Annotated in this window: 18 protein-coding genes and 1 pseudogene; 13 read left to right on the top strand and 6 right to left on the bottom strand. The window is 72.2% G+C overall.

What is annotated here, in order from left to right:
• Positions 1-134: 134 nt before the first annotated feature.
• The 3 genes from LWJ43_RS32270 to LWJ43_RS32260 form a co-directional block, all read right to left on the bottom strand.
• Positions 135-575 carry a hypothetical protein gene (locus LWJ43_RS32270; protein WP_277335705.1) on the bottom strand — a complete coding sequence of 147 codons (441 nt, stop codon included), beginning with the start codon at positions 573-575 and terminating at the stop codon, positions 135-137.
• Positions 514-1,350, bottom strand: coding sequence for a hypothetical protein (locus tag LWJ43_RS32265; protein ID WP_277335704.1), 837 nt, complete (start codon positions 1,348-1,350; stop codon positions 514-516). The genes LWJ43_RS32270 and LWJ43_RS32265 overlap by 62 nt, the downstream gene beginning before the upstream one ends.
• 166 nt (positions 1,351-1,516) lie before the next feature.
• A complete protein-coding gene (locus tag LWJ43_RS32260; protein ID WP_277335703.1) occupies positions 1,517-2,401 on the bottom strand; it encodes a helix-turn-helix transcriptional regulator in 885 nt (294 codons plus the stop codon).
• Positions 2,402-2,524: 123 nt separating this feature from the next.
• On the opposite strand from LWJ43_RS32260, the pseudogene LWJ43_RS32255 reads away from it, so the two are divergent.
• The 3 genes and pseudogenes from LWJ43_RS32255 to LWJ43_RS32245 all read left to right on the top strand — a co-directional run.
• Positions 2,525-2,989 (top strand): annotated as a pseudogene (locus LWJ43_RS32255) (alcohol dehydrogenase catalytic domain-containing protein); the annotation flags it as partial.
• Between the two features lie 313 nt (positions 2,990-3,302).
• Positions 3,303-3,968: an ArsR/SmtB family transcription factor gene (locus LWJ43_RS32250; protein ID WP_277335702.1), complete on the top strand. Its 666-nt coding sequence runs from the start codon at positions 3,303-3,305 to the stop codon at positions 3,966-3,968.
• Positions 3,965-5,302: an MFS transporter gene (locus LWJ43_RS32245; RefSeq protein WP_277335701.1), complete on the top strand. Its 1,338-nt coding sequence runs from the start codon at positions 3,965-3,967 to the stop codon at positions 5,300-5,302. The genes LWJ43_RS32250 and LWJ43_RS32245 overlap by 4 nt, the downstream gene beginning before the upstream one ends.
• Positions 5,303-6,103: 801 nt before the next feature.
• On the opposite strand, the gene LWJ43_RS32240 is transcribed toward LWJ43_RS32245, so the two are convergent.
• Positions 6,104-6,934: an alpha/beta fold hydrolase gene (locus LWJ43_RS32240; RefSeq protein ID WP_277335700.1), complete on the bottom strand. Its 831-nt coding sequence runs from the start codon at positions 6,932-6,934 to the stop codon at positions 6,104-6,106.
• Between the two features lie 74 nt (positions 6,935-7,008).
• Between LWJ43_RS32240 and LWJ43_RS32235 the strand changes: the two genes are divergently transcribed.
• Both LWJ43_RS32235 and LWJ43_RS32230 read left to right on the top strand, forming a co-directional pair.
• Positions 7,009-7,641 carry a sigma-70 family RNA polymerase sigma factor gene (locus LWJ43_RS32235; protein WP_277335699.1) on the top strand — a complete coding sequence of 211 codons (633 nt, stop codon included), beginning with the start codon at positions 7,009-7,011 and terminating at the stop codon, positions 7,639-7,641.
• A gap of 310 nt (positions 7,642-7,951) precedes the next feature.
• Positions 7,952-8,239 carry a hypothetical protein gene (locus LWJ43_RS32230; RefSeq protein ID WP_277335698.1) on the top strand — a complete coding sequence of 96 codons (288 nt, stop codon included), beginning with the start codon at positions 7,952-7,954 and terminating at the stop codon, positions 8,237-8,239.
• A gap of 380 nt (positions 8,240-8,619) precedes the next feature.
• On the opposite strand, the gene LWJ43_RS32225 is transcribed toward LWJ43_RS32230, so the two are convergent.
• Both LWJ43_RS32225 and LWJ43_RS32220 read right to left on the bottom strand, forming a co-directional pair.
• Entirely contained in the window at positions 8,620-9,564 is a 945-nt protein-coding gene (locus LWJ43_RS32225) for a M48 family metalloprotease (RefSeq protein ID WP_277335697.1), read from the bottom strand.
• Positions 9,561-9,935: a BlaI/MecI/CopY family transcriptional regulator gene (locus LWJ43_RS32220; RefSeq protein WP_277335696.1), complete on the bottom strand. Its 375-nt coding sequence runs from the start codon at positions 9,933-9,935 to the stop codon at positions 9,561-9,563. The genes LWJ43_RS32225 and LWJ43_RS32220 overlap by 4 nt, the downstream gene beginning before the upstream one ends.
• 145 nt (positions 9,936-10,080) lie before the next feature.
• Between LWJ43_RS32220 and LWJ43_RS32215 the strand changes: the two genes are divergently transcribed.
• The 8 genes from LWJ43_RS32215 (at position 10,081) to LWJ43_RS32180 (ending at position 25,021) form a co-directional block, all read left to right on the top strand.
• Complete coding sequence (locus LWJ43_RS32215) at positions 10,081-10,755, top strand: DedA family protein (RefSeq protein WP_277335695.1); 675 nt, start codon at positions 10,081-10,083, stop codon at positions 10,753-10,755.
• The gene (locus LWJ43_RS32210; RefSeq protein WP_277335694.1) at positions 10,755-11,405 is read left to right on the top strand and encodes a phosphatase PAP2 family protein; all 651 of its coding nucleotides are present in this window, start codon (positions 10,755-10,757) and stop codon (positions 11,403-11,405) included. Before LWJ43_RS32215 ends, LWJ43_RS32210 begins: the two co-directional genes overlap by 1 nt.
• A complete protein-coding gene (locus tag LWJ43_RS32205; protein WP_277335693.1) occupies positions 11,402-11,554 on the top strand; it encodes a hypothetical protein in 153 nt (50 codons plus the stop codon). Before LWJ43_RS32210 ends, LWJ43_RS32205 begins: the two co-directional genes overlap by 4 nt.
• Positions 11,555-12,022: 468 nt before the next feature.
• Entirely contained in the window at positions 12,023-12,883 is an 861-nt protein-coding gene (locus LWJ43_RS32200) for a DUF4132 domain-containing protein (protein WP_277335692.1), read from the top strand.
• Complete coding sequence (locus tag LWJ43_RS32195; protein WP_277335691.1) at positions 12,880-18,060, top strand: hypothetical protein; 5,181 nt, start codon at positions 12,880-12,882, stop codon at positions 18,058-18,060. The genes LWJ43_RS32200 and LWJ43_RS32195 overlap by 4 nt, the downstream gene beginning before the upstream one ends.
• Positions 18,057-19,292 (top strand): ATP-binding protein, encoded by a 1,236-nt coding sequence (locus tag LWJ43_RS32190; protein ID WP_277335690.1) that lies wholly within the window; start codon positions 18,057-18,059, stop codon positions 19,290-19,292. The genes LWJ43_RS32195 and LWJ43_RS32190 overlap by 4 nt, the downstream gene beginning before the upstream one ends.
• 3 nt (positions 19,293-19,295) lie before the next feature.
• Entirely contained in the window at positions 19,296-23,168 is a 3,873-nt protein-coding gene (locus LWJ43_RS32185; RefSeq protein ID WP_277335689.1) for a vWA domain-containing protein, read from the top strand.
• Positions 23,165-25,021: a hypothetical protein gene (locus tag LWJ43_RS32180; RefSeq protein ID WP_277335688.1), complete on the top strand. Its 1,857-nt coding sequence runs from the start codon at positions 23,165-23,167 to the stop codon at positions 25,019-25,021. The genes LWJ43_RS32185 and LWJ43_RS32180 overlap by 4 nt, the downstream gene beginning before the upstream one ends.
• Positions 25,022-25,057: the final 36 nt, after the last annotated feature.

The raw sequence follows: 25,057 nt of genomic DNA, 5'->3' as shown, positions 1-25,057 counted from the left end.
GGACCCTCCGATTACGACGTGCCGGGCTCCGAACACGATCGACGGGAACGCTCCGTGGCACTGAGCCGAGAACGTTCTCCTCGCTGCCCCTGTCGTCGAGGATCCGCACCCTCACAACAGCGATCGAAACCCTGCTACGAGGGGCGGAGAACGGGATCGATCTCTGCCAGGCTTTCTTGCAGCCGACCGGCCCCCAGGGCAACACGGTCGTCAGGGTCGCCCGACATCGCCTCGCAGAGCCGTAGCGCCTCCTCCAAGTCGTCCGAGAAGATGCTGAAGACATCGACGATCGCGGTGTGGATGTAGTCGGCGTGGTTGTCGTCGGCGACTGCCAACGCGGACGCGACCAACCTCAGTCCGGCCCTGTCCTTTCGCCGAAGCAAGCCCTCCGCGGTCTGCCGGGTGACGAAAGTGTCACCGGGATCGAGCACGAGCCCCAGCAGCGGCTCCACGGCCTCCGGCATCTCGGCGAACCCTGCCAGGCTGTGCCCAGCGTCCGCCCGGTCACGCCAGTCATCGCTTCGCCCGAGTTCGCCGAGCGTCACGACGACCGCACGCCGAAGGTCGTTGTCCACGGATTCGCCCGCCCCTCCTCACGATGCCGGTCAAAATATCACCCAGGCGCCCGACCGGATGATCGCCAGGACAGGTCCTGTCCCTCGAGGCCGTGCCGGCGCGGAACCGGCGGCCGAGCTGGTGAGGAGCATGCCCTCCGACCTCTCGGAGGGCGCAGGCCTCGACGACGGCACGTGGTAGGCCGACGCCGTGCGGGCGACCACCCGGATGGAACACACCCGCAAGCCACTCGGCCCGGTGCCGTGTACTGATGCAGCGATGGTGATGATCCTCCGGCGGGGCGGGGCTCTCAGTCGTCACGATCTGCAGCGCCAGCGTGAAGTGCTGACCGTCCGTCCCTGCCAGCAGGCTGTCGAACAGTGGGGTGAGTCCGTTCACCGCACCGCATTCGGCATCGTGATTGGTCCACCAGGTGGCCGCCGGTCCGAGCAGGGACACCACCCGGTCCGCAGCGCGCTCGGCGGTCTCGACGGGCAGGTGCCGGTGGCTCGGCCAGACCAGGTCGACGGCCGCGACCTGGGCCAGGAACGAGGCTGCTCCGTGCGTCTCCAGCACTTCCAGAGCGGCGCAGATCTCCGGAGCGGTCGGCGGGGCGTATGCGGGCAGGAAGCGCCGCCAGGCATCGTCGGCCGCGATCGAGGCCAGCAGCGTGCGGATCCGGGCTGCCAGCTCCGGCAGGCCGGGTTCCGGCTCGGTGAACCGTCCGGCTGCCACGTACACCCGCGCAGGCGTGGACAGCTCCGCCATGCCGGCTTCCAGCTCGGCCAGGACCATGGGTGACGTCACAGCATGATTCTGCCGTACACCCCGCCCGCGCCTCGCTCCGCACCTGCCCCGTGCCGCGGCAGGTGTGTGGGTATGCCGAGTGTGACCTGCGGTGCTGACACGTGGGTGGCACGACGGGCGGCCAGGTGTCCCGCTGAAGCGTGGGCAGGACGCATCAGCTCGAGGGCGAGGGCCACGCGGCGTCAGAGTTCTGGGTGGCTGCCCACGAGGCGAGGAGGCGCAATCCTTCCTCATGGGGTGAGCCGGGCTCGGCGGTGTAGACAGTGAGGGTGAGGCCGGGTTCTGCGGCCATCTCCAGCCCTTCGTAAGCAAGCGTGAGATCACCGATGGCGTGGTGGTGGAAGCGCTTGGTGCCGGTGCCGTGGTGGCGGACGTTGTGGGCGCCCCAGCGGGTGCGGAAGTCGTCGCTGCGGGTGGAGAGTTCACCGACGAGGTCGTGCAGGTCCTTGTCATGGGGGTTGCGGCCGGCTTCGGTGCGCAGGATCGACACGGCAACGTCGGCGGCTTGGTCCCAGTCGGGGTAGAAGCGGCGGGAGGCGGGGTCGAGGAAGTTGAAGCGGGCCAGGTTGGCCTGGTTGTGGGCCGTGGCGTAGACGTCGTCGTAGAAGGCGCGGGCGAGCTGGTTGGTGGCGAGCATGTCCATGCGGCCGTTGCGGACGAAGGCCGGGCCTGCGGTGACAGCGTCCAGGACCCATTGCAGGCTGCGGTGGGCCTTCCACTGCGGGGAGCGCCTTCGGGGGCGGGTGAGGGCGTCCGAGCCGTCGGCTGTGTGGGCGAGGTTCAGCAGGTGGGCGCGTTCGGCGTCGTCGAGCTGCAGGGCGCGGGCGAGGGCTTCCAGGACGGCTGGGGAGGCGCCGGCGAGGTTGCCGCGTTCGAGTTTGGAGTAGTACTCCACGCTCATGTCGGCCAGTGCTGCGACCTCGCTCCTGCGCAGGCCGGGAACCCGGCGGCGGCTGCCGGACGGCAGGCCCGCCTGACAGGGGGTGATCTTCGCGCGCCGCGAGGTCAGGAACTCGCGGATCTCTGCTTGGTTGTCCACGTCTTCGACGGTACGTCCCGCCGTCGCCCGCAGCGATGTACTGGCAGTACACCCCTTGACCGTACCTCGCTCCGTTTCGAGACGTTGGAGGACCCGAAGATCCTTCACCCCACCGACGCGATCATGCGCACGGCGGTGACGTGTGTGTGCGGCTCGGATCTGTGGCCCTACCGCGGCGCCGAGCCCACCGACGAGCCGCATCCGATGGGGCACGAGTACGTCGGCTTCGTCGAGGAGGTCGGCTCCGAGGTCACCTCGGTCGAGCCGGGCCAGTCGTGGTCGGCTCGTTCGCCACCTCGGACAACACCTGCGCGAACTGCAGAAACGGCTTCCAGTCCAACTGCCTGCACCGCGAGTTCATGTCCACCTGCCAGGCGGACCATGTGCGTATCCCGAACGCCCAGGGCACGCTGGTCGCCACCGACGGCGTGCCGGGCGAGGAGCTGTGGCCGGTTCTGCTGGCGGTCTCCGACGTCATGGGCACCGGCTGGTGGGCCGCCGACGCGGCCGAGGTGAAGCCCGGGGCGACCGCCGTGGTGGTCGGCGACGGCGCGGTCGGCCTGTGCGCCGTGATCGCCGCGAAGGACCCGGAGCTCCGTACCGTCGACGATGCCGGTCGTCAGGAAGTGGCGGCTGCCTGGACCTTGCGGGCGAGCTCGGCGGCTTCGACGACGATCGGGTGGCCCGAGGTGGAGGGACACCGGCATCAGGTGCCCCGGCCGGAATGGGGCTCGACGTCCGCTGCGGACAGCCGTACCAGTTGGGTGTGCGCGGGTAAGGCGCGAGAAGTCGAGTCCCCGATCCGCTTGTTCCTCGGGAAGTGAGTTCCAGCAGCAGATCGCGAAGAGTTCTTCGCAAAGAACCCTTTGCGAAGAACTCTTTGCGGTCTACTGTGTGTCGCATGGCTGATGCAGTGGAGAGGCCGGGCGGCCCGAAGGTTGAGAAGGACTCGATTGTCCTGGACGCACAGGGGCTGCGCGCCCTGGCGCATCCGGTGCGCGTGCAGCTGGTCGGGCTGTTGCGGAAGTACGGCCCGTCGACGGCCACCCGTGTTGCGGAGCGGCTGGGCGTGAACTCCGGTACGGCCAGCTACCACCTCCGGCAGCTCGGCGCGGCCGGTTTCGTCGAGGAGGACACCGGACGCGGCAACGCGCGAGAACGCTGGTGGCGTTCGGTGCACCGGACCACCTGGTTCAACGATCCGGAACTGGCCGAGCGGGAGCCCGAGGCGGCACTGGCCTATCAGCAGTCCGTCGCCTCCATCTACACCCTGCGTGCGCAGCAGACCCTGAACGAGCTTCAGACTATGCCCCGCGCGTGGAGGAACACCTTCGACATGAGCGACTGGGCCCTGCGGCTCACCCCCGAGGAAACCGCAGACCTGTACCGGGAGTTGACCGAGGTCATCGCACGCTACCGGCGGGACGCGCCGGAGACCGCGGCAAGTGCTCCCGAGGGAGCCGAGCGGGTTGCCGTGATCACGCAGATCCTGCCCGAACTGGATGCGCCTGCCGCGTCGTCGCTCCCTTCCCTGCCGCAGGATGCGGAAGGGAAGCCCACCTCATGACCTGCGACGCCGCAGGGGGCGGCGGCATATCCGGCACGAGGTCCTTACGGTCGCTGGGCGGGGTGCTGGCGGCGATGGCCGTGTCGCTGACGGGCACGCGGATCTCCGTTGTGGCACTGCCCTGGTTCGTCCTGGTCACGACCGGCAGCGCCACTCAGACCGGGCTGGTCGCCTTCTGCGAGATGACTCCCTACGTGGTGGTCAAGGCGTTCACCGGGCCGCTGGTGGACCGGATCGGCCCACGAGCCGTTTCCTGGACCACCGATCTGTCCAGCGCGACCGCCGCCGCCGCGGTTCCCCTCCTCCACACTCTGGACCTGCTCTCCTTTCCCCTTCTGCTGGTGCTGGTCGCGCTGATCGGCGCGGCCAGGGGACCCGGCGACCTGGCCAAGGAGGTGATGGTCCCGGAAGCAGCCGAGCTCGGCCGGGTGCCGCTGGAGCGGGCCACGGGTCTGTCCGGCGTGATCGAGCGGCTCGCCTCCACCGTCGGTCTGGCGATCGGCGGGTCCCTGGTGGCGCTGCTCGGTCCCCTGACCGCACTCGCCGTCAACGCGGGCTGCTTCGCCCTCGGATCGGTGATCATCAAACTCGCGCTGCCGCGCGGCATGGGGCACACGGCCGAGGAAGCCCCCTCGTCGGCCGGGAAGACGGAACCGGGCTACTGGCGGCGGTTCGGCGAGGGTTTCACCTTCCTGCGCGGCGAGCCGCTGCTGCTCACCGTCATCGTCATGGTCGGCATCACCAACCTGCTGGACGCGGCGATCACCTCGGTGCTCGTACCCGTGTGGGCCAGGGAGTCCGGCGTCGGGCCGGCCGCGATCGGCCTGATGGGCAGCGTGATGGGAGCCGCGGGAGTCGGCGGGAGCCTGATCGCCGCGATGGCCGCCCACCGGCTGCGGCGCCGGATGATGGTCCTCACCGGGTTCCTGCTGGCCGGGGCACCGAGGTTCCTGATCCTCGCCGCCGATGCCCCGCCACGGATGGTGATCACGGTGTTCGCGGTCAGCGGGTTCGGCGCCGGCTTCGTCAACCCGGTGCTGGGGGCAGTTCTCGTCGAGCGGGTGCCGCGCCAAATGCTGGGACGGGTCAACGCGCTCGGTGACTCACTGGCCTGGGCCGGTATCCCTCTCGGTGGGCTGCTCGCCGGGGCGGCGGTGACCGCCTTCGGACTGGTACCGGTTCTGCTCACCTGTGGCGCCGCGTACTTCCTCACCACGAACCTGGCCGGACTGCGGCCGGAATGGCGCGAGATTGACCGAACGCGTGGGCGGGGCGTCCTGAAGGCGCATACGGAGGAAGAAGTCCCACAAGACAGTGCGAGTACGACGACATAGCCAGTGCGGGAGGGCGTCGGACCATCCGGTTCCCTCTCCCTCCCGTCGGTCCTTCCGGCCTCGCCCACGCCCCACCGCGCGGCCGACGGGATCTACATCCGACCCCGGCTCACTCCCGAGCCGGCAGCTCTGCCGGAACGGCACGTCGGACACGTACACGCTCCACTCGAAGGAACAGAAGCCGCCGTCCGCGACGCGGCTCTCCGTCCGCGCTGAACGCCTCACCGCTGAGAACGTCGGCGAACGAATCATGGGAGAGCGCCGCCACGCCTTCGCTCCCTGGCACGACCTCCCGCGGACTGACGCCTCCGTCCCTCTCGGAAATCAGGGGTTGACACCCGTCCGGGCTGAACGCGATGTCGCCCAGGGCTAGGTGGTCGGGCGACGAGGACACCACCGAGCGATCGGCCGCGTCCGCGACGTCCCACAACTGCACCCCGTCCCCGAGGACGCGGTGCGGGGACGCGCTCCTTCGCCCCGTCCGTCCTGTCGACGTCCAGGACGGCCGGCGAGCAGGCCGGCCCGCAGAACTGATGGCTTGCCCGCGCCCGATGCCCCCGCCGGCTGCTCCGCTCCCCCGTTGCTCGCCGGGTAGGCACGGTTTCGGGCCAGCACGATGGAGCCGAGGGTCGCTCCGGCGCAAGCGCTCTGAGGGCAACCGGTGGAGGGGCCCCGACGTGACCGGCCTCGGGAGGACCGGGGCACGCGCATCCTGCCGGCGTCCGGAAAGTCGGCCGGCTGGTCACGGTGCAGACCGGCTCGTTCGGTACCGCGTCATCGAGCAGTGAGGTACATGACCCGTCAGCGGCGGAGGAACGCCTCCGTCGTCGCCACGAACCGGCCCGGGTCGTCGAGCCACGGATAGTGGCCCGCTCCCGGTTGCACCACGAGCGTGGCGTCGGGGAACGCCTCCGCGATCTCCGCCGCGGACGCAGGCGGGCTGTTCAGGTCGAACTCTCCGGTGAGCAGCAGAAGAGGAGCGTCGCACGCACGCAGCGCCGCACGAGTGTTCTCCGGGTCGAAGGCGCCCTCGGCCGCGAAGAGAGCTGCGGCCTCCTGGTTGCTCGGCCGGCTGGCTGCGTGGTGCTGCTGTGCCGTGGCGTCCCACCGGCCCCAGAAGAAGGGGGCGATGGATTCCCAGTCGCTGCCCGTGCCCTCGGTGATCGCTTCCAGAGCGGTGAACGCCGCCGGGAACCACGGCTCGTTCTTCCGGAGTTGCGCGAGTTCGCGCCGCGTCCCGGCTGTGATCGCCACGCCGACAGCCCGGGGGCTGGGGCCGATGAGGGCGAGCCTGCTGACTTTCTCCGGATGCCGGGCCGCGTAGTGCGTCGCGATGTTCGTGCCGGCGGAGTGGCCGAGCAGATCCATCCGCGCAAGGCCGAGGTGTCGGCGCAGGGCCTCGACATCGTCGGTCAGGCGATCGCAGCGGTAGGAGGTGGTGTCCTGTGGGATCCCGGACCGGCCGGTTCCGCGAAGGTCCAGCACGATCAGCCGACGGTACGCGGACAGGCCGCCGAGGTCGCCGAGGTAGACGGAGTCCGCAGGTCCTCCAGGGATGCAGACGACTGGGTCGCCGTCACCGGTCACGCGGTACGAGAGCTGGGTTCCGTCAGGTGCGGAGAAGGTAGGCATGGGGGGATCCTGTCAGCCATAACCTGGTTGTACAACCAGGTTATGGAAGGCTGGTCGTGGTGTATAACCGGGTTGTGGCAGCCGAAGAGAGTGCGCGTCAGATCCTTGAGACGCTGAACGAGGAACAAGCCGGGCGGATACTCGCGGGCATGAACGAGGTCATTCGCGCGGGCGAGGAGATGCGGAAGCTGCGCGCAGAGATGATCAAGGCGCTTGCCGGCTTCGGCTGGACGCAGGAACGTATCGCGCAGTTCACCGACATGAGTCAGCCCGCTGTGTCCAAACAGATGGCGAAGCACAGGACCGATGACCTGCCGCCGCATTCGACGGGGGCGCTCCTCGGGCAGCGCGATGTCCCCTGGCTCGAAGGACGACTGTGGGGACTCGCCGAGCTGATCTCCGAGGCCCTCGACGAAACCGCCCGCTGTACCCGCTGCGTCAACGCACTGACCCGGGGGAAGAAACGCTTCACCCCCCGCAACATCGACGAGCTGCGGCGTCTCGTCGAGGAGGATCTGAGGCTGCACTTGACGGAGCTGCCCGACGGTTGTCAGGCCGCGTACGACGAGATCAGCCGCGGTCTCGACCTTCCCTCCAAGGTCGCCCCCACCACATCGGCATCGGTACGACGCTCCATCGGTCACCGGATTCAACGCGATCTGCTCAGGGGTGCGCACGCCGCTGGACTCCGCGGTGGTCAACGATGAGCATGGCGCCGACGAGTGCGGGTTCAATCCACCGCGGGAGCCTCCGGGACGACGAAGACGGTACACCGGCCGGTCATTCGGATCCGGGTAGCGGCGGCGTCTTCGGCTCGTCGGGGAGACGACGACCGAGGCGACAGGATCACGATGCGGATCAGAGTTCACCTCTACGACAGCACGGCGCGCGCCTGACCGAGGAGCAGCTCCGGCAAGCAATCGACGAAGCGATGGACAAGATGGAGCACGCGCAGCGCAACGGCGGGACTGTCCCGCAGGTCAGGGCCTGGAAGTGACGCGCGGACAGTGGGGCCGCGTGGCCGCTCCCGTGGGCGGCCTGACCACGGGGATGCTCGGGTCCGCGCTTCTGGCAGCCGCCTGGACGGCGTGCGACGTCGGGGTGAACGGCGCGGCCAACGGGCTCGCGCTGATCTTCTACGGAGCCCTGCTCACGCTTGTCGCAGCAGCCTGGTGGGGTGTGCTCATCGGATACACAGGCCGCTGGAACCTCGCGGTCGCCCTCCTCGGCGGCACGCTCGGCGCCGCGGTCATGGTCTGGATCTTCGTCGTCCTCCTCCACGTTCCGGACGGCTACCGCTGCTGACTTCTGAGGTACGCGGGATCCCCGGCTGGAACATGCACGCAAGACCGCCCCTGAACCCACCCAGGCCCCAGCCGCCGGTGACGGCGTCGGCACGCATTCCAGTAGCCGGCCCCTCGACCTCCTGACCGGTCCCGACCTCGTGTCGCTCGTCGGCGCGGCCGGCCTCATCGGGCGGCCCTGGTGGCACGCGTTGCCGCAGTGGGACCGACGGAAAGGAGCCCGGGGTCCGCCGCCGGCCGAGGCCGAGGGACCGGAGTCAGCCCTGCGACCTCGCCGTGCGTTGAAGCTGCGTACTCGCCGTGCGTTGAGCCCGGCGTGGGCGGCGAGACGTCGCGGAGAGAACGGAACGGTCTGCTCGGAGACGGTGTCTCGGGACCGTCCTATCCGTTCGGGGGCAGTTCGCCCTGCGCGACTTCGACCCCGTGGTGCAGCCAGGCAGCCCCGGTGAGAGATGACGCACCCGCTACGGCGCACAGGAGGACCATGGCCATCAGAGCCGGGGCCGTGCGCCGGACTGGAGGCTTCGCAAGCAGCGCCTTGACCCGCGCGGGCACGGGGCCGGTAGTTCCTCCTGCGGCGACAACCGGCAGTGCGCCACGGTTCCGGCGATGGGTCGCGGCCAAGGCGGCGCGCCCGACAGCCCGGGCGGCCAGACGGCGGTCTCCGCACACCCGGGCAGCAGCCTCGTCCGCAGCCCGTTCCGCGGCGAAGGAGATGTGCGGGATGACGGCGGACAGGGCTGGGTGACACCAGCCGGCGAGCTGGGCGACCGCGAGGAACAGGTGGTGTCGGGCAGCCAGGTGAGCGCGCTCGTGCCCGATCAGCACCTCGCGCTCTCCAGGCTGCAAGGCCTGGAGCATGCCCTCGGTGACCACGATCCGCCCCGCCCCCCGCATACCGCCGGGCAGCGCGAAGGCGTCCGGCCGCTCGTCGTCGACGACGCGCATGTCCCCCGCTCCGGGCAGGTGAGCAATCTTCTTCCGGGCTGTTCGCAGCCGCGTCACTTCGACTGCGGCACCCCGCACCCCGACGCCCATGGTCACGGCGAGGGCGCCTGCCGACAGTGCGGCGACCGCGACGACAAGAGCCGGCGGGCCGGCGTGGACCGGCTGGAGGACGTGGGCGAGGGCGGCGATCACGGGAACACGGAGGACGAGCGGAAGGAGAAGGACTCCCAGGCAGGAAACGACGCCAAGGGCCAGTGCGGCCGCCGCACCGGTCATGACGCACAGCGCCATGTCCGGACGTACCCGTTGGGCAGTCCTTCGCGCCAGAGGTGGCAACGCCCACGGCAGCAGCAGTGGGATCAGCAGGAGGGTGATCACTCGCGGCCGTCCTCCAGCAGGCGGAGCAGCTCGGCCTCGTCCTGCGGGCTGAGTCCGTCGACGAATCGGGCCAGCACGACGCTGCGGTTGTCGCCGCCCTGGTCAAGTTCGCGGTGCATACGCTGGGCAGTCAGGCCGTGTGAGTCCTCCACCGCGAAGTAGACGTATCCGCGCCCGTCCGCCCGGCGCTCCACCACTCCCTTCTTGTGCAGCCGTCCCAGCAGAGTGGCCACCGTGGTGCGCGCCAGATCCTGGGATATCGATGCTCTGACCTGCGCTGCCGACTGCGGGACTCCGGCTGCCCACAGCGCCTCGAGCACGCTGGCCTCCAGCTCGCCGGCGGGCCTGCGCTCGCCTTCGGTGTCCGTCAAGGAAGGGCCTCCCCCACGATTCGTCTACAGTGCTGTAGACCGACTACTGTGCTGTAGACAGAGTAGGCGCTTCAGATACGTCCGCGTCGCGCATCACACGGCGCCGCGGACGGCCCGATCCGGCCAGCAACGAAGGGCTCGCCCCATGACACCCGCGCACCCGGTCGCAGCACCGATGTACCTCGCGGTGAATCTGCTCGACGCGCAGTCGCTGCTCGCCACCTTCGGCATGCTGGGACTCGCCCTCGTCCTCTTCGCCGAAACCGGTCTGCTGGTCGGGTTCTTCCTGCCCGGCGACTCCCTCCTCTTCACCGCCGGCCTCCTGTCCGCAGGCACGGCGGACAAGCCGGCGACACTGTCCCTGCCCTGGGTCCTGCTCGCCTCGGCAGCCGGCGCTCTGGCCGGTGCCCAGTGCGGCTACCTCATCGGGCGTCGAGCGGGCGGGGCGGTCCTCGCCCGCAGCGGGTCCAAGCGCCTGCACCACGGCACGGAGCGTGCCGGGGAGCTACTACAACGGTACGGCCACCCCAAAGCGATCGTGCTGGCCCGCTTCGTCCCCGTGGTGCGGACGGTCCTGAACCCGCTCGCCGGGGCACTGGACGTCCCCACCCGGGTCTTCACCCTCTGGCAGATCGCCGGTGGCCTGGTCTGGACGGCCGGCCTGGTGCTGGCCGGGTACGGCCTCGGCTCATCCGTTCCCGATGTCGACCGCTATCTGCTGCCCGTCATCGCCCTGATCGTCATTGTGTCCCTGCTGCCGCCGGCAGCAGGACTGCTCCGCTCCCGGCGGGCCGCCAAGCACCGGAACGAGACCCCCTGATGCATCTCGCCTACGACGGCTCGTCCATCGACGGCCCTGCCTACCTCAGCATCGTCGGGCTGGCCCATCGGGCGCCCGGCTGGGTCGACAGCCTGGTCACCGGCTGGTCGGCCTTCGGGCTGGGACTGTTCGCCCTGTTGATGGTCCTCGCCTGGTGGCAGGCCCGACGCGCGGACACTCCGGCAGCGGCGGTCACCGCACTGGCGGTCCCACCGGTCACCGTCCTCGCCTTCGGCGTCGACTCCCTGCTGAAGCTGGCCGTCCACGAGAACCGCCCCTGCCGGCAACTGCACGCGATCACCCTCGAAGCGTGCCCCGCGCCCGGCGACTGGTCCTTCCCCAGCAACCACGCAGCCCTCGCCTCTGCGGCCGCCTTCGCGCTGCTCCTCGTATCACGACGCCTGGGCCTCGTCGCCTTGGCCGCCGCGGCCCTGATGGCGGCCTCCCGGGTGTGGGTGGGTGCGCACTACCCCCACGACGTCCTCATCGGGTTCGCCGTCGGCGCGCTCGTCGCCCTCCCCGCCACCTGGGCCGTGCAGCGCAAGCAGAGCGCGCTCGCCGCCCGGCTGAAGAACGGCCCGCTGCGCCCCTTGCTGACCACGGCCCGACCAGCCCCCGACGGCGGTGGCGGCTTCGCCGGGAGGCAGTGACCGGCCGCGCGTCGGCGGTCGCGTCGGCGGTGGCGCTGTCATCGACCGGAGAGTTCGCCGACCGCACCACGGTGCACGTCGACGAGCTGGTCGACGCGGCGTGGATCTCCACCCCCTCATCGAGCTCCGAGCCGCCGTTCGGCGTCTGACCGGGCCTGCCCGGACGACCGCGCCTCCACTGCGCGCGGCAGGCTGACGACACTCCAACCTGTCGTCAGTCGCTTCGGCGTGGCCACGGTGCCGTCCCGCCTCTCACCGGTGCTGCCGCACGGGGTGAGCCCGCTGCGCGTCGACGGCGCACCCCCCGGAGACCCGCCGGGTGCCCGTGGCGCGTCTCTCCGGCCACTCGCCCTGGCGATCACGGCCGTGACCCGAGCGATCACTTCGACCGCCTGAACCGTGCGGACGGTGGGACAGCCACGTGCGCTCCATGCGTACCGCGGACCGCTCCCGGCCGCTGCTGGTGCGGGCCCCTACGACCAGGCGGACGGATCCCGAACTGATTGTCACTGGGTGCGCCTAGAGTCTCTACCACTCGTCACGGTGCGTTGCCGTCGACGGGTCTCATCAGTGTGCCGCCGGAGCGGCGGCGTCCAGAACAACGGGGAGAACAGCGCATGGGGTGGGTACCGGCGGGTGACTACGAAGTCGCCCTGGAGGCAGGCCAGGTGGTGTGCCGCAACGGGAAGGGACGGCGGCTGAAGACCGTCCCGGCCAAACTGAAGGATGATCCGGCGGTCGTCGGGCTCCGGCAGTTGACCGAGTGGCTGGAGCGGCACGAACGCCGGTGCCTGACCGACGTCGAGCAGTGGATGGTGCGCTCGCTGCCTGTGCCCACGGCTGTTCTCGCCCAGGTCTGGCCCGACCCGGCCTGGCAGGCGGCCCTGCGGGACGTCGTGGTGACCGGCACGGACGGCGGGGTCGCCGGGTTCCTGCGCGATGTCGACCCCACGCGCGGTCTCGGCCTCGTCGACCTGGACGGCGACACGGTCCGCATCACCCCGGATGTCGTCAGGGTGCCTCACCCCGTCCTCCTCGACGACCTCGAAGATCTGAGGGAGTTCGCTGTCGAACTGGGGGTGCACCAGAACGTGGAACAACTGTTCCGCGAGGTGTGGCACCGCCCGCAGGGCATCGCCCCGGACACCACCTCCGTCGACACCTACGCCGGCGGAGTGTTCAAGGAACTGCGATTCCTGCACGGCCGCGTCACCCAGCTCGGGTACCGGTCACGCGGCGGGTACGCCGTCTGCCCGGTCGTCGAGGACGGTGCCACCGCCGAGGCCCGCATCTGGATCGGCGAGCACGACGGATACGACGAGTACGGCACGGAGACGGGCCCCCTGGGCTGGACCGACCCCGCGGGGCAGGCGTTGACGGCCGCCGAGGTCGGACCTGTCACCTGGTCCGAGGGCATGCGCATGGCGGCGGCGCTCTACGCCGGCCGCGACGTGGAGGACGAGGAGCGGGCGGCATGAACACCACTACGACGAAGGCAACGACGGCGAACACCAACGTGAACACGACCGCTGCGGACACGACGGCATCCCTGCCTGCCCAGCCCCGGGGCGAAGGCACCTCCACCCACGCCGCCGAGGCGCGCGTGGCAACCCTGCTGGACGCCGGCGCGATCCTCCCCGCCGGCAGCACCGACCGGGACGACGCCGACGCGCTGACCGCCCGCACCTACACGCACACCGCCCTCGGTGACCGCCCCGTGGTCCGTCTCGTGCCCGGCACCCTCGGCGAAGCCGAGGACCTGGCACTGGAGTTCCTCGGCTTTGCGCGGACCTCCGAGCCCCCCGTCGTGGGCCAGGTGCGCCGCGAAACACTGGGCTTCCCTGCCTGGGCCCTGGTCAACGACCCCGCGAACGGGCACCACGCCCTCGCCCTGGTCAAGGACATCGAGCGGCTGGGCCGCCAGGCCAGGAGCCGGGCCGGAGCGGCCAAGGAGGGCTTCGACGCACTCGGCACCAGGCTCGGCCGGGCCGTGCCGCACTTCCTTCCCACCTACTACGAGCAGGTGGCGCGCCTCTTCCTCCAGGCGGAGAACACCAGCTACGCCGCTTCCTTCTTCGGCAAGGCCCGCGAAGCCGAACGGGTGCACGGGCTGGTCGTGGACGAGGACCGGCAGCGGGCTGTCTTCCTTGAGTTCGCCTTCGCCGGTGCGCTGACCGTCAAGGCACTGCGGCAGTACGTGCGCGACCTGGTGGCCCGGCTCGCACCGGCGGACGCCTGGACACAGTTCCGCCGTCTACTGGTCGAGCGATGCGCCGCCGGCATGCCACCGTATGCGGCGCTGCCGCAGGATGTCCGCGCACTGGTCAAGGCCGCCGGACTGGACCGTGAGGCCGCCGAACGCGATCTGGTGGCCGATCTGATCGGCTCCCCCGGAATCGTCCGCGCGCCCGCCTCGTTCTGGACCGCCTACCGCTCCGCGCTCGTCGCACTCGCCCGACGTGAGGCGGCCGTGCGCACCCGGCTCCTCGCTTTCTTCCCGGAGACCTTCAGCGAGAGCAACCTGGACTCCGACGGAGAACACGGCTGGCTGGGGCTGCTGGCCGAATCCGGCGCCGAGGACCTGCTGACCGCGCTCCCGGACACTTCCGACGCAGCCGCCCCCAGTGACCAGTCCGTGTCTCCGGCGGACTGGATCGCCCGCTGGGAAGCGCACCGCCGACGCAACCGTGTCTCGCCCGGCCGCAGCCCGCAGACTCTTGACCTGGCCACCCGGATGGCGGACCGGCTGCGCGCCGACGGCCGCCCTCTCGAGCTGTTCCAGGGCCGCTGGCAGCGCACCGCCGACCTGGATCTCCTCGACCTCTGCCTGGCCCACGGCATCCCCGTCGCCGAGCCGGACGACCAGGACACGGCCACGCAGGGCCCCGGCGTCGCACTCGGCTCCTGGCTCACCGACCCCGCGCCCGGTGCGCGGGATCTCACCGCCGTCGCCGAACGACCGGCCTTCCGCGCCCTGCTGATCCGGGCAGTCGCCGGCCTCGGCGGTGGACGCGGTCAGCGACCGGACGACACCGGCATGGCGAGACTGGCGGCGCATCCGGTGCTGTCCGAAATCCTGCGGGAATGGCTGACCACCTGCGCGGAGGAGTACACCGCCGCGCGAGGACTTCCTGGGCTGAGGATCGCCTTCAACAAGCTCTCGGCGTTCCGCTCCGTGGTCGCGGAGGTCGCCCCGGAGGCGGTGAGGCTCCTCCAGGGCCACGATGTCGTCCCGCTGCTCGTCTCGACCCTGCGCACCGGCGTCCTCGACGAACTGGGCTGGCCCGCGCTGGACGAGACCTATGCCGAACTGGCCGCCGAGGCGGCCGCCACGCGTCAGCGACATGGCCGGTCCGAGGGCGTCGGCGTCACCGGGGCCTGGCCCGCGCTGATCCTGAACACCCAGGAACGCGCCGTCGTCGTCGGGCCGGAAGGCGTTCTGCTGCGGCACCCGCTGCGGCTGCCCTCAACCATCGACCACTGGCGGCAGCTCGCCTTCCGTTACGCCGACGGCGAGTTGCTCGTCATCTGGTGGGAGGAGGGCAAGCAGCGCGGCTACTGGTCGAGCCGTCCCGCCGAGGTGTTCACCGTCGGCGGCGAGCAGATTCCGCGCTGGGGCGCTTCCGGCCCCTCCGACGACGTCTGCCTGCCCCTGACCGGCGGCGGCCGCGCCACCGGCGGCAAGGCCCTGCACGCGGGCGACACCTCCATCCCGCCGCAGCGAGCCGTCCTCTCCGACGGCACCGGTCACTGGCGGGACGGCCACCAGGGCACGAGGCGGGTCTGGCTGGAATACGACCCGGCCAGCGGAACGCACGGTCGCGCCTCCCTGCCCGCTTTCCTCCACTCCGGAGTGCAGGACGGCACCCGGCTGCTCACCGAACACTGTCAGGTGCTGCCCCTTCAGCCCGGTCTGGAAAGCACCCCGTTCGGCACGGACGGCACGGTCCTCGGCCGCTGGGTCCGCCACACAGTGACCGAACCGGGTGTGCCCGCCCCCGCGGACGGGCACCGCATCGTCGCGGGTACCCCCGACGGCCACACGGTGACCCTGCCGCACTCTCGGCCCGTCGGCTCCCCGGTCCCGCTCGGCGCCCTCACCCTCCCGGGCGGATCGCGCCCCGTCATGGCCCTCTCCGGGCGCTCCGTCGAGGCCCACCCGGCGGACACGGAACGCATCGGCGGAAGCCTGTGGTCCGTCGTCCCCGGCTCCTCCGGCGGCAACGGCGCTGCGGGCACCCCCTACGTCCCTCCCGTCGCCTACTGGCACGCCATGCGCCCCAGGGACGAGCAGGGCTCCACCGCCCTGCGGAACCTGACGGACTCACGGGCGGAAGAGCTGTTCAAGGAGGTCGTCGACGCGGTCGTCCGGCAGCTGGAAGCTTCCCGTGCCGTGCAGGACTACACCGGTCCTTCGTCGCGTGAGGTGAGCCTGGAAGCCGTCGCCCGGGTGCTGCCCGAGGTGTCCGACGCCCGGCTCCTCGCGGGCGTCACCGCGCTCGTACGCGAGGCGGTGGACCGGGCTGCCTCGGCCGCCCGTTACGTGGAACCGCCTCAGCCCGCCGCGCCCCGGAGCGCCACACGCACCCAGGACATGTTCTCCGACCGCTCGCCCGAACACGGCGACGACACGACCCTTCTGCACGCCACCGGCTGGGGTTCCGAGCGCATGTCCGGCGGCTGGTGGGGAGCGGCAGGACGGTGGATCACGATCCGGCAGATCCTTGCCGTCAATCACGTCCTCGGCGGGCAGCCGGCTTTCGGCCCGCCCGTGCCGTCCAAGGTCCCGTTCACCCCCGTGGACGGCTGGCAGCGGGACGAGTGCACCGTCCCCGGCCAGTCCCAGGACTGGACTTCCCTGCTCGACAGGCTGCCCGAACTGGCTTACCGGGCGGCCTCGGCGACCACCTCGCCCGAGCACCGCGCAGGTCTCGTGATCCTGCTCGAGACGCTCGCCGAGGGCCCGCTGGCCGACCCGGCGGGTACGGTCCGGCAGGTGGAGCTCGTCGAGCCGTATGCAGGAACGCCCGGGCAGGGGCGCCCCGAGGCCGTCCACCGGCTCGGCCAGGTACTGCGCAAGGGCACCCGCACCGTCGTGGTACTGGCCGAGCGCGGCCGGAACTCCCGTAGCGACGCGTCACGCTGGCTGGCCCTGGACCACGATCCCACCGGGGCCTTCGGCCCCGTTCCCGGTTTCACCCTGGACCATGAGCACGTCCACCGGCAGGGCATCACCCGCACCCGCCTGAGCCGGCTCACCACCCTGGTACGGGAGCAGGGGCCGGCCCCCTGGCGCCCCGTGGCCGCGGAGGCCTTCCACACGGCCACCGGGATCGGTCCCCTCCAGTCCGCGGCCCTGGTGTCGGCCGCCGTCGATGAGCCGGGCGCCGAAGCCCTCGGGCTGCTCGGGGTGAAGACCCGCGCCTTCGAGGCGGCCCAGGCCAGGCTGAACGCCCTGCCCCGCGCCGACCACCATGCCCTGGTCCAGGCGCTGCTGCCCGGCGATCCCGCCGAGCTGTGGACCACGGGTCCGGACGTCCGGGCCGCCGCCGAGGTCTGGCAGACACGTCTCGCCTCCCTCGTCCGCGTCCCCGAGGAACTGGACCTCGACCTGTCGGGCACGACGCCCGGCGCCGTCGACGTGGTGCTCAACCCGGGTTCCCGGACGTGGCTGGGCAAGGGGTCCCCGGTCGAGGACGGCACAGGACGGCCCGGCCTGCGCCGGGTGAGTGCGCACGGCTCGCTCTCCTCCGCCCTGACCGCGCTGCGGACCCTGGCCTACACGCTGCCGTACGGGCACCCCCTGCGGGCACACCTGCCCGTCGGGCTCGCGGCCCTGCGCCGCACCCTCGCGGACCCGGACGTGGTGCTGGACCTCGGGCTGGACTGGACCGAGGCGGGCACCTCGATCGGCCCCGTGGTCAGGGCCGCCCACCAGCTGCCCGAGTCCGGCGGCGCGGGGCCCGACGGACTGGTCCGGGCCGGTGCGGCGCTGCTCCTCGCGGCCGACCACGGCAGCAACGAAAAACTCCTGATCCGCCCGGCCGGGCTGGACGGCCCCGAGGACCCGGCGTTCGGCCTGGTCGAGGGCACCGTCGCGCAGTACCGGGTGGGTGAACTCCGCGCCCTGCGCTCCCTGCTGGGCAAGGAGATCGATGCCGTTGTCTCGGCGGGTGCCCCTGACGGCGGCCCTCACCACCCTGTCCAGGACCCGACGCGCGCGGTGCCGGACCTGGTGGCCGAGGCCGCCGCAGCCCTCGGGCTGAGCGCCGACGCAACAGCCCTGTACCTGATGCTGCTCGCCCTGCCCGATCCGACGGACCGCAACTGCACCCGCTGGACCGAGTGGAAGCCCGCGCGGATGAAGAAGGCCCGGGCGGAGCTCGCCGCCACCGACCTCGTGGTGGAGGCCAAGCGCTCCCGCGCCGGCCGAACTCTGTTCCTGCCGTGCGGCTGGCTCGAACGCGGTGCGCCCGGCCTTCCCCTGGAGACCTGGAAGGAACGTCTGTACCCCGTGGCAGGATCCACCCGGACCCTGCCGGAGGTCCCCGTGCACGAGCTGTTCGCCACGGCTTGGGCACGGGCCCGGGGCGGCGACGCCCCCGCCTTCGAAGAACTGGACACCCGCGCACCCCGGAAGGGCCACCGCCGATGACGAGCGACATGACAATGACCACCGGCACCACCACCACGCCCGGGGCCCCGGACCGGTCGACACCCCCTGCCGGTGTCTCCGGCCGGGAGAACCGCCAGGTCACAGCACCGGAGGATCAGTACGGCACCGAGCTGGCCTTCCTCGCCGCCCACGACTCGGGACCGCGCCCGCCCGGCTGGCTGCTCACCCCGCGTGCCGTCGTCACCTTCGTGATGGGCAGTGCGGGCGAGGCACTCGGCCTGCCGAAGTCCGCGCGGCCCGGCGCCGGAGTGCCGCGGCGCCTGGTGATCGAGCAGAAGTTCGTCGGCGAACGGGCTCTGGTCGAACGCTGCGTGGTGACCCTCGCCGGGGAGCGCGGGCTGCTGCTGGTGGGAGAACCCGGGACCGCCAAGTCGATGCTCTCCGAACTGCTGTCGGCGGCCGTCTGCGGGACGAGCGCGCTCACCGTGCAGGGCACCGCGGGCACCACCGAGGATCAGCTCAAGTACGGCTGGAACTACGCGCTGCTGCTCGCCCAGGGCCCCACCGAGCAGGCCCTGGTGCCGTCCCCGGTGCTCACCGCCATGACCCGGGGTGCCGTCGCCCGCGTGGAGGAGGTCACCCGTTGTCTGCCCGAGGTCCAGGACGCGCTCGTGTCCTTGCTGTCCGAACGGCGGATCGCGGTACCCGAACTCGCGGGGAGTGAGGGTGCCCAGGTGTACGCGGCCCCCGGGTTCACACTCATCGCCACCGCCAACCTCCGGGACAAGGGCGTGTCGGAGATGTCGGCGGCGCTGAAGCGGCGCTTCAACTTCGAGACCGTGGGCCCGATCGGTGACGTGGACGCCGAGACCGCGCTCGTCCGACGCCAGTCGCGGGCCGCTGTCGAACGGGCGGGTGCCGACTACCAGGTGGACGACTCGGTCCTCGAAGCCCTCGTCACCGCTTTTCGGGACCTGCGCGACGGCCGCTCCGTGGAAGGCTGGGAGGTCGAGCGCCCGTCCACGGTGATGAGCACGGCGGAGGCGGTCTCCGTCGCGGGATCTCTGGGCCTGGCCACCGCGTACTTCCCGGGCGACCGCGACGTGCTCTCTCTCCTGCCCGGCCATCTGCTCGGCGTCGTCCGCAAGGACGACCCCGCCGACGCGGCACGGCTGCTGGGGTACTGGGACGGGCCGGTGCGCAGGCGCGCGGAGCAGGGGTCGGCAACCTGGCGTTCCCTGTGGGAGCTTCGCGCGGTGCTGGAGAACTGACGGATGAGCGAGTCGACCACCCCTTGCACGCGGACGGCCCCCGACGACTGGGCCACCACCGGCACGTCGCCCGGCGCCGAGGTGTCACCCGCCGGTGCACCGCGGCGCCCGGCGGGCGCGCCCACCACTCCGGAGGACGCGGTCGCGGCACTCGCAGCGGCCGGACCGGGGCTGCCGTTCCTGATCGGGGTGCGCCACCACGCGCCGTCGCTCGCGGCCGCCCTGCCGGCGCTCCTGGACGCGGCGGCCCCCGACATCCTCCTCGTCGAACTGCCCGCCGAGTTCCAGCCCTGGCTGGGGTGGCTCTCCCACGAGGAGACCGAGGCTCCGGTGGCGCTGGCCGCCGTGCCCTCCGACGGGACGGGGGCGGCAGGAGAACGAGGGCCGGCCTTCTATCCGTTCGCGGACTTCTCTCCCGAACTGGTCGCCCTGCGCTGGGCGGCACGGAACGGCGTCCCGGCCGTGGCCTGCGATCTGCCGCTGTCGGACCGGTCCTGGGCACGGGGCGGGCCGGACGACCCCGCCCGCGCACCGTTCCCCGGCGCCAGTTCCGCACCCGTGCCGGGCGAGGGGTACGGGCTGTCCGCCGCAGTCCGGTCCCGGCTGACCGGCCGGGCCGGCGACGACCTGTGGGACCGGCTGGTGGAGGCCCCGGCACCCGGTTCGACACCCGAGGCGCTCCGTCGTGCCGCCCTCCTCACCGGCTGGGCGCTGCGGTACGAGGCCGAGGCGAGCGGCGGCGTGGACGGCGGGGACCTGGTGCGCGAGGACTGTATGCGCGGACATGTCGCCGAGGCCTTGGCGAGCGGCCGACGGCCCGCCGTGGTGGTGGGAGCCTTTCACGCCCCGGCCCTGCTGCTGTCCGCCTCCGGAGTCACCGAGGCGACCGCCCGGCGGGAGCAGGCCGGCCCCGCCGTTCCGCAACAGCCGGACGCGGACAGTCATGTGACCGGCTCTGCCGCGGCGGTGGCGTGCACGGTCTCGCTGATCCCTTACACGTACCCGCTCCTCGACTCACGGTCCGGGTACCCGGCCGGTATCCGGGATCCGGAGTGGCAGCAGACCGTCCTGGAGGCCGCCGGGTCCCCGTCCGCGTTGCACGAGGCACTGGTCCGCACCGCGGTCCGTGTCTGTGCGGCCCTGCGCGAGCAGGGCCACCCCTACGGACCGGCGGACGGCCGGGAGGTCGTCCGGGTCGCCGGGGACCTGGCGCGCCTGCGCGGACTGCCCGCCCCTGGTCGCGGCGAGTTCCTGGAGGCCGTGCAGACGGTGCTCGGCCGCGGCGAGACCTATGGCACCGGCCGAGCCGTCGCCCAGGCACTCGAACGCGTACTCGTCGGAGCGCGCACCGGGCGGCCCGCCCCCGCCGCTCCGCGCAGCGGCCTGGGTCCGGCCGTGGAGGCCGAGACCGCGGCGCTCTCGCTCCCCGGCCCGGACGACGCTCACGAGAAGGCGCCTCGTGATCTCCGGCTCGATCCGGCCCGCTCCACCCTTGACGGTCGGCGCGAACTGCTGCTGCGCAGGCTGACGGTGTGCGGCATCCCCTACGCGCGCGAACAGTCGGTGACGGGTGCGGCGGGCTCGGAAGGACTGACGACCCGCTGGCAGGTGGCGTGGACCCCGGCGACGGCCGCCATGCTCACCGCGGCCGGAGCCCGGGGCGTCACCCCGGCCCAGGCGGCCGAAGGGGTGCTGCGACAGCGACAGGCGGCTGAACGCGAGCAAGGCGGACCGTCGGCTGCCCAGGTCGTGAGGGGCCTCACGGAGGCCGCCGAGTGCGGGCTCCCCGCCCTGGCCGACGAGCGGCTCACGGAACTGGCGTCCGTGCTCCCCGCCAGTGGCACCCTTCCCGAGATACTCGCCGGGCTCGGCCTCCTGGACCGCATCGCCGCAGGTCATCTTCCGGGCATGGCCTCTCCTGAGGCCGCGTCAGCTCATGGGGCCACCGAAGACCCGGCTGTTCCCGAGCACCTCACCGCCTCCGCCCGTGCCGTCCGCACCGCGCAGGCGGCGGAGATCCTGACCTCGGCGGCGGTCCGTCAGGTCGACGGCCTGACCGGGTCCGAGGATGCCGAGGACGCCCGCGCCCTGCTCGAACTGGCCCAGCGCGCAGACCGGGTGGGCGGTATCCGGCTCACCGACGCCCTCGCCCGGCTGGCCGCCGACGGCACTCCGCTGATCGCCGCGGCAGCCGGCGCCGTCCGGGTGCTCACGGACCACGAGGAGGCCGAGGTCTTCGGAGTGCGCGTCGCCTCCTGGGTGGACGGTGCGGTCGACAGTGCCTCCCGGGCCGCACTCACCGCCCGCCTCACCGGCGTCCTGACGGTCGCTGGACCGCTCCTGACCGTCGGATCCGGCACCCTGGATCCGCTGTTGCACCGTGTCGTCGAGTTGGACGACGCCGCGTTCCTGACACGGCTTCCCGCGCTTCGAGGCGGCTTCGACACTCTCAGCCCGGCCGCACGTGACCGGCTGCTGGACACCGTCGAGGAGCGGCTCGGTGAGCGGGTGGACAGCCTCGACGCCGATGACCCGGCCGACCTGGCGGCCCGGACGGCCGCCGACCTCTCGGCCCGCGAACTCCTCATCGGCCTCGGTCTGCCCGTGCCCCTCGACAGGCCGGACGACCGGTTCCCGCCCCAGTCGGACCACCCCTTCGCTCCCCCGCCACTCGCCACCACATCCCTCGCCGGGGCGGGCGCGTCCGCCAACTCCGCACCGGCGCAAGCCCACCCCACGGGAGCCCCGTCCGCGCGGACACTCGCCCCCGCCGACCGGTGGCGGCTCGTTCTCGGCCGGCGTCCCGATCAGCTGCCGTCCGCCGCCGCCCGGCTGGCGACCGCACTGGACGAGCTGTACGGGGAAGGACACGGCGAGGGTTCACGTGGCGGCATGCCCGACCCAGGTCTGGGCCGTGGCCGGCGGGGCGGCCGCGAGGCACCGTTCCCCGGGGTCCGCGACTGGTCGGAGGAACTGGCCGCGCTGTTCGGCCCCGGTATCCGCGAGGAGGTCCTCGCCGCCGCTGCCGCGACCGGCCGGCAGGACGTCCTCGCGGAGATCGACCCGGCGGCCGCCGCCCCCTCCGTGGAACTGCTCCGTACGGTCCTGCGCTACGCCGGTGGCCTCCCCGAGGCGCGTCTGGCGGCGCTTCGGCCGCTGGTGCGCCGCCTGGTCGACGAACTGACCCGGCAGCTCGCCACCCGGCTGCGGCCGGCACTCACCGGCACCATGCTCGCCAGGCCCACCCGTCGCCCGGGCGGCCGGCTGGACCTGCCGCGCACGCTGCGTGCCAATCTGGCCACCGCCCGCCGGACGGCTGACGGAACGGTCCAGGTGATTCCCGAGAAGCCGGTGTTCCGCAGCCGGGCCCGCCGGTCGGCGGACTGGCGCCTGATCCTGGTCACCGACGTCTCCGGATCCATGGAGGCCTCCACGATCTGGTCCGCGCTGACCGCCTCCGTGCTGGCCGGTGTGCCGACCCTGAGCACCCACTTCCTCGCCTTCTCCACGGAGGTCGTCGACCTCACCGGCCATGTGCACGATCCCCTCTCGCTCCTGCTGGAGGTGAGCGTGGGCGGCGGCACACACATCGCCGCCGGGCTGCGGCACGCGCGCAGCCTGATCACGGTGCCCACCCGGACCCTCGTCGTCGTCATCAGCGACTTCGAGGAGGGCGCTCCGCCAGGCGCGCTGCTGGCCGAGGTGCGGGCCTTGGTCGCCACCGGGGCCCATGTCCTCGGGTGCGCGAGCCTCGACGACGCGGGCCGGCCCCGCTACTCGACGGGCGTCGCCGGTCAGCTCGTGGCCGCCGGTATGCCCGTGGCAGCACTCAGCCCACTCGAACTGGCCCGCTGGATAGGGGAGAAGACCGCATGACCGCCGCCCAGTTGCCACCTGTCGCGCCGGAGGTCACGGCCACGCTGGTGGAAGACCTCTCGCCCCGGCTGCGCAAGCGGCTGGACGCGGCGGTCACCAAGCTCGGCTCCCGCCCGTCGCAGCGCGACGGGGACACGGTGACGATCGCTGTCGACGAGGAGACCGAACTGCGCCTGCACGCCCCGGGCGGCGTGGTGGCGTCGGCGGACGCCATCAGCTGCGGCTGTCTCCTCGCCCCGGCCTGCGTCCACCGCGCGGCCGCCGCCTGCGCCGCCCCCACCGCGGACCCGGTCCCCGAGCCCGCCGGGCGACCGGCTCCGGTCGCAGCCGGACCGGCATCGCACGTCGACGACACCGCCCCCGCGCCAGACGTGGCGAGCCCGGCCCAGCGTGCCGCGGCTGACGCCGTGTGGGCGGCGGCCGCCGCCGTGCTGGACGCCGGCGTCGACGGGGCCGGTGCCGTCGCCCAAGCGGCGCTCCTCCGCGCGGCGCACACCGCCCGGCTCCAGGATCTGCCGCGCGCGGCGGGCGCCGCACTGTCCGTCGTCACACTGCTGCGCGCGGCCCGTGCCGGGGACCCGTCCTACCGCACCGCGGACCTCGTGACCACCTTGGTCGAACTACTGGGGACGGCACGCCGGGTGGGGACCGCGTCCGGTGCGGAACTGGCCGCCGTCAAGGGCCGGTCGCGCCGCCCGTACAGTCCGGACGGCTCGCTGCGCCTGTACGGTCTGTTCACCGAACCCGTGGTCACCGACTCGGGGCACGGCGGTGTCCGCACCTGGGTCGCCGGACCCGACGGCCGGCTCTGCACGGTCAGCGACGTGGCCCCCGGCGGCGTCGGACGCGCCCTGGGCGTGGCCGACCGCGCCGTGCGTCTCGGGGAGAGCGCGCTCACCCACCGGGAGCTGGGCCGCGCCGGGCTGGCGGTTTCGGGGGCGACGGTCTCGGCGGACGGCAGACTGGGCGCGGGGAAGGGTGTCAAGGCAGTCACGGCCCGGGGCGCGGCGTGGACGGAGCCGCCGCTCGCCAGCTTGTGGGAGACGCCGCCCTCTGCGCAGGCCGAACGGGCTCTGCGTTCAGCATCCCGCTATGCGGACCCGGACGGCGGCGGCAGCGACCTGCTCTTCCTGGACGTGGAACTTCGTGGTGCCGTACGGGAGTCCGGCGGCACCTGTCTGCTCGCGTTGTGCGGAGGTGGCGTCCCCGTCCGGCTCACGGTCGCCGACGACGACCCCGCGCTGGCCCACCGGGACAACCTGATGCTCCTGGCCACGGCACCGGGGACACGGCTGCGGATCATCGGCCGCCTCGTGCCCGCGCTCCACCCCAGGCTCGCCCTCCTCGCCTGCTCGCACCCCACCGGTGAGGGCACGATCGACCTCGGTCTGGACCGTCTTCGCCGCGCCGACCTTCCTGTCCCGCACGCCCACGTGCACGCCGTCCCGCCCGGGCCCGGCGATTCCGGCGGACACTCCCCCCTGCACCTTCTCGAGCGGCGCGTCGAACAGACGATACCGGCGGGCCGGGCGGCCATCGGCATGCTCGGTGATGTCTCCGCCGAGACCCGTCGTCTGCGTCGGGCGGGGCTTCCCACGGCCGCCGGCCTGCTCGCCGCTCTGTGCGCCTCCGCGGCCCGACGTGAACGCGACCCCTTCGGTCGTCTCCTCCCCGCCGACACCGACGGTTTCGCCACCCACTGGCTCGCCGCCGCCCGTTACACCTCCGCCGTATCCGAGTCCCTCTGCGCGGCCGCCTGGGAACAGGCGCGGACAGGGCAATCTCACGGACGCACCCACGGCCCGTCCTCCGATCCGGCGTCACCGAACGCGCGGCACATCTGTGTGCCATGACCGGGTTCCAGCGGGCCGCCCGAGCAGTCCGGCATC

It is taken from the genome of Streptomyces sp. JH34, assembly GCF_029428875.1.
In the GTDB taxonomy this organism is placed as follows: domain Bacteria; phylum Actinomycetota; class Actinomycetes; order Streptomycetales; family Streptomycetaceae; genus Streptomyces.
This window is presented reverse-complemented; position numbering and strand designations above follow the sequence as displayed.

Bases quoted from the DNA above. Each gene is read 5' to 3' on its own strand.
- LWJ43_RS32200 (WP_277335692.1), top strand. From the start codon at position 12,023: ATGGGGTGGGTACCGGCGGGTGACTACGAAGTCGCCCTGGAGGCAGGC.
- LWJ43_RS32180 (WP_277335688.1), top strand. From the start codon at position 23,165: ATGACCGCCGCCCAGTTGCCACCTGTCGCGCCGGAGGTCACGGCCACG.
- LWJ43_RS32240 (WP_277335700.1), bottom strand. From the start codon at position 6,934: ATGCCTACCTTCTCCGCACCTGACGGAACCCAGCTCTCGTACCGCGTG.
- LWJ43_RS32195 (WP_277335691.1), top strand. From the start codon at position 12,880: ATGAACACCACTACGACGAAGGCAACGACGGCGAACACCAACGTGAAC.
- LWJ43_RS32210 (WP_277335694.1), top strand. From the start codon at position 10,755: ATGCATCTCGCCTACGACGGCTCGTCCATCGACGGCCCTGCCTACCTC.
- LWJ43_RS32215 (WP_277335695.1), top strand. From the start codon at position 10,081: ATGACACCCGCGCACCCGGTCGCAGCACCGATGTACCTCGCGGTGAAT.
- LWJ43_RS32245 (WP_277335701.1), top strand. From the start codon at position 3,965: ATGACCTGCGACGCCGCAGGGGGCGGCGGCATATCCGGCACGAGGTCC.
- LWJ43_RS32265 (WP_277335704.1), bottom strand. From the start codon at position 1,350: ATGGTCCTGGCCGAGCTGGAAGCCGGCATGGCGGAGCTGTCCACGCCT.
- LWJ43_RS32185 (WP_277335689.1), top strand. From the start codon at position 19,296: ATGAGCGAGTCGACCACCCCTTGCACGCGGACGGCCCCCGACGACTGG.
- LWJ43_RS32250 (WP_277335702.1), top strand. From the start codon at position 3,303: ATGGCTGATGCAGTGGAGAGGCCGGGCGGCCCGAAGGTTGAGAAGGAC.
- LWJ43_RS32190 (WP_277335690.1), top strand. From the start codon at position 18,057: ATGACGAGCGACATGACAATGACCACCGGCACCACCACCACGCCCGGG.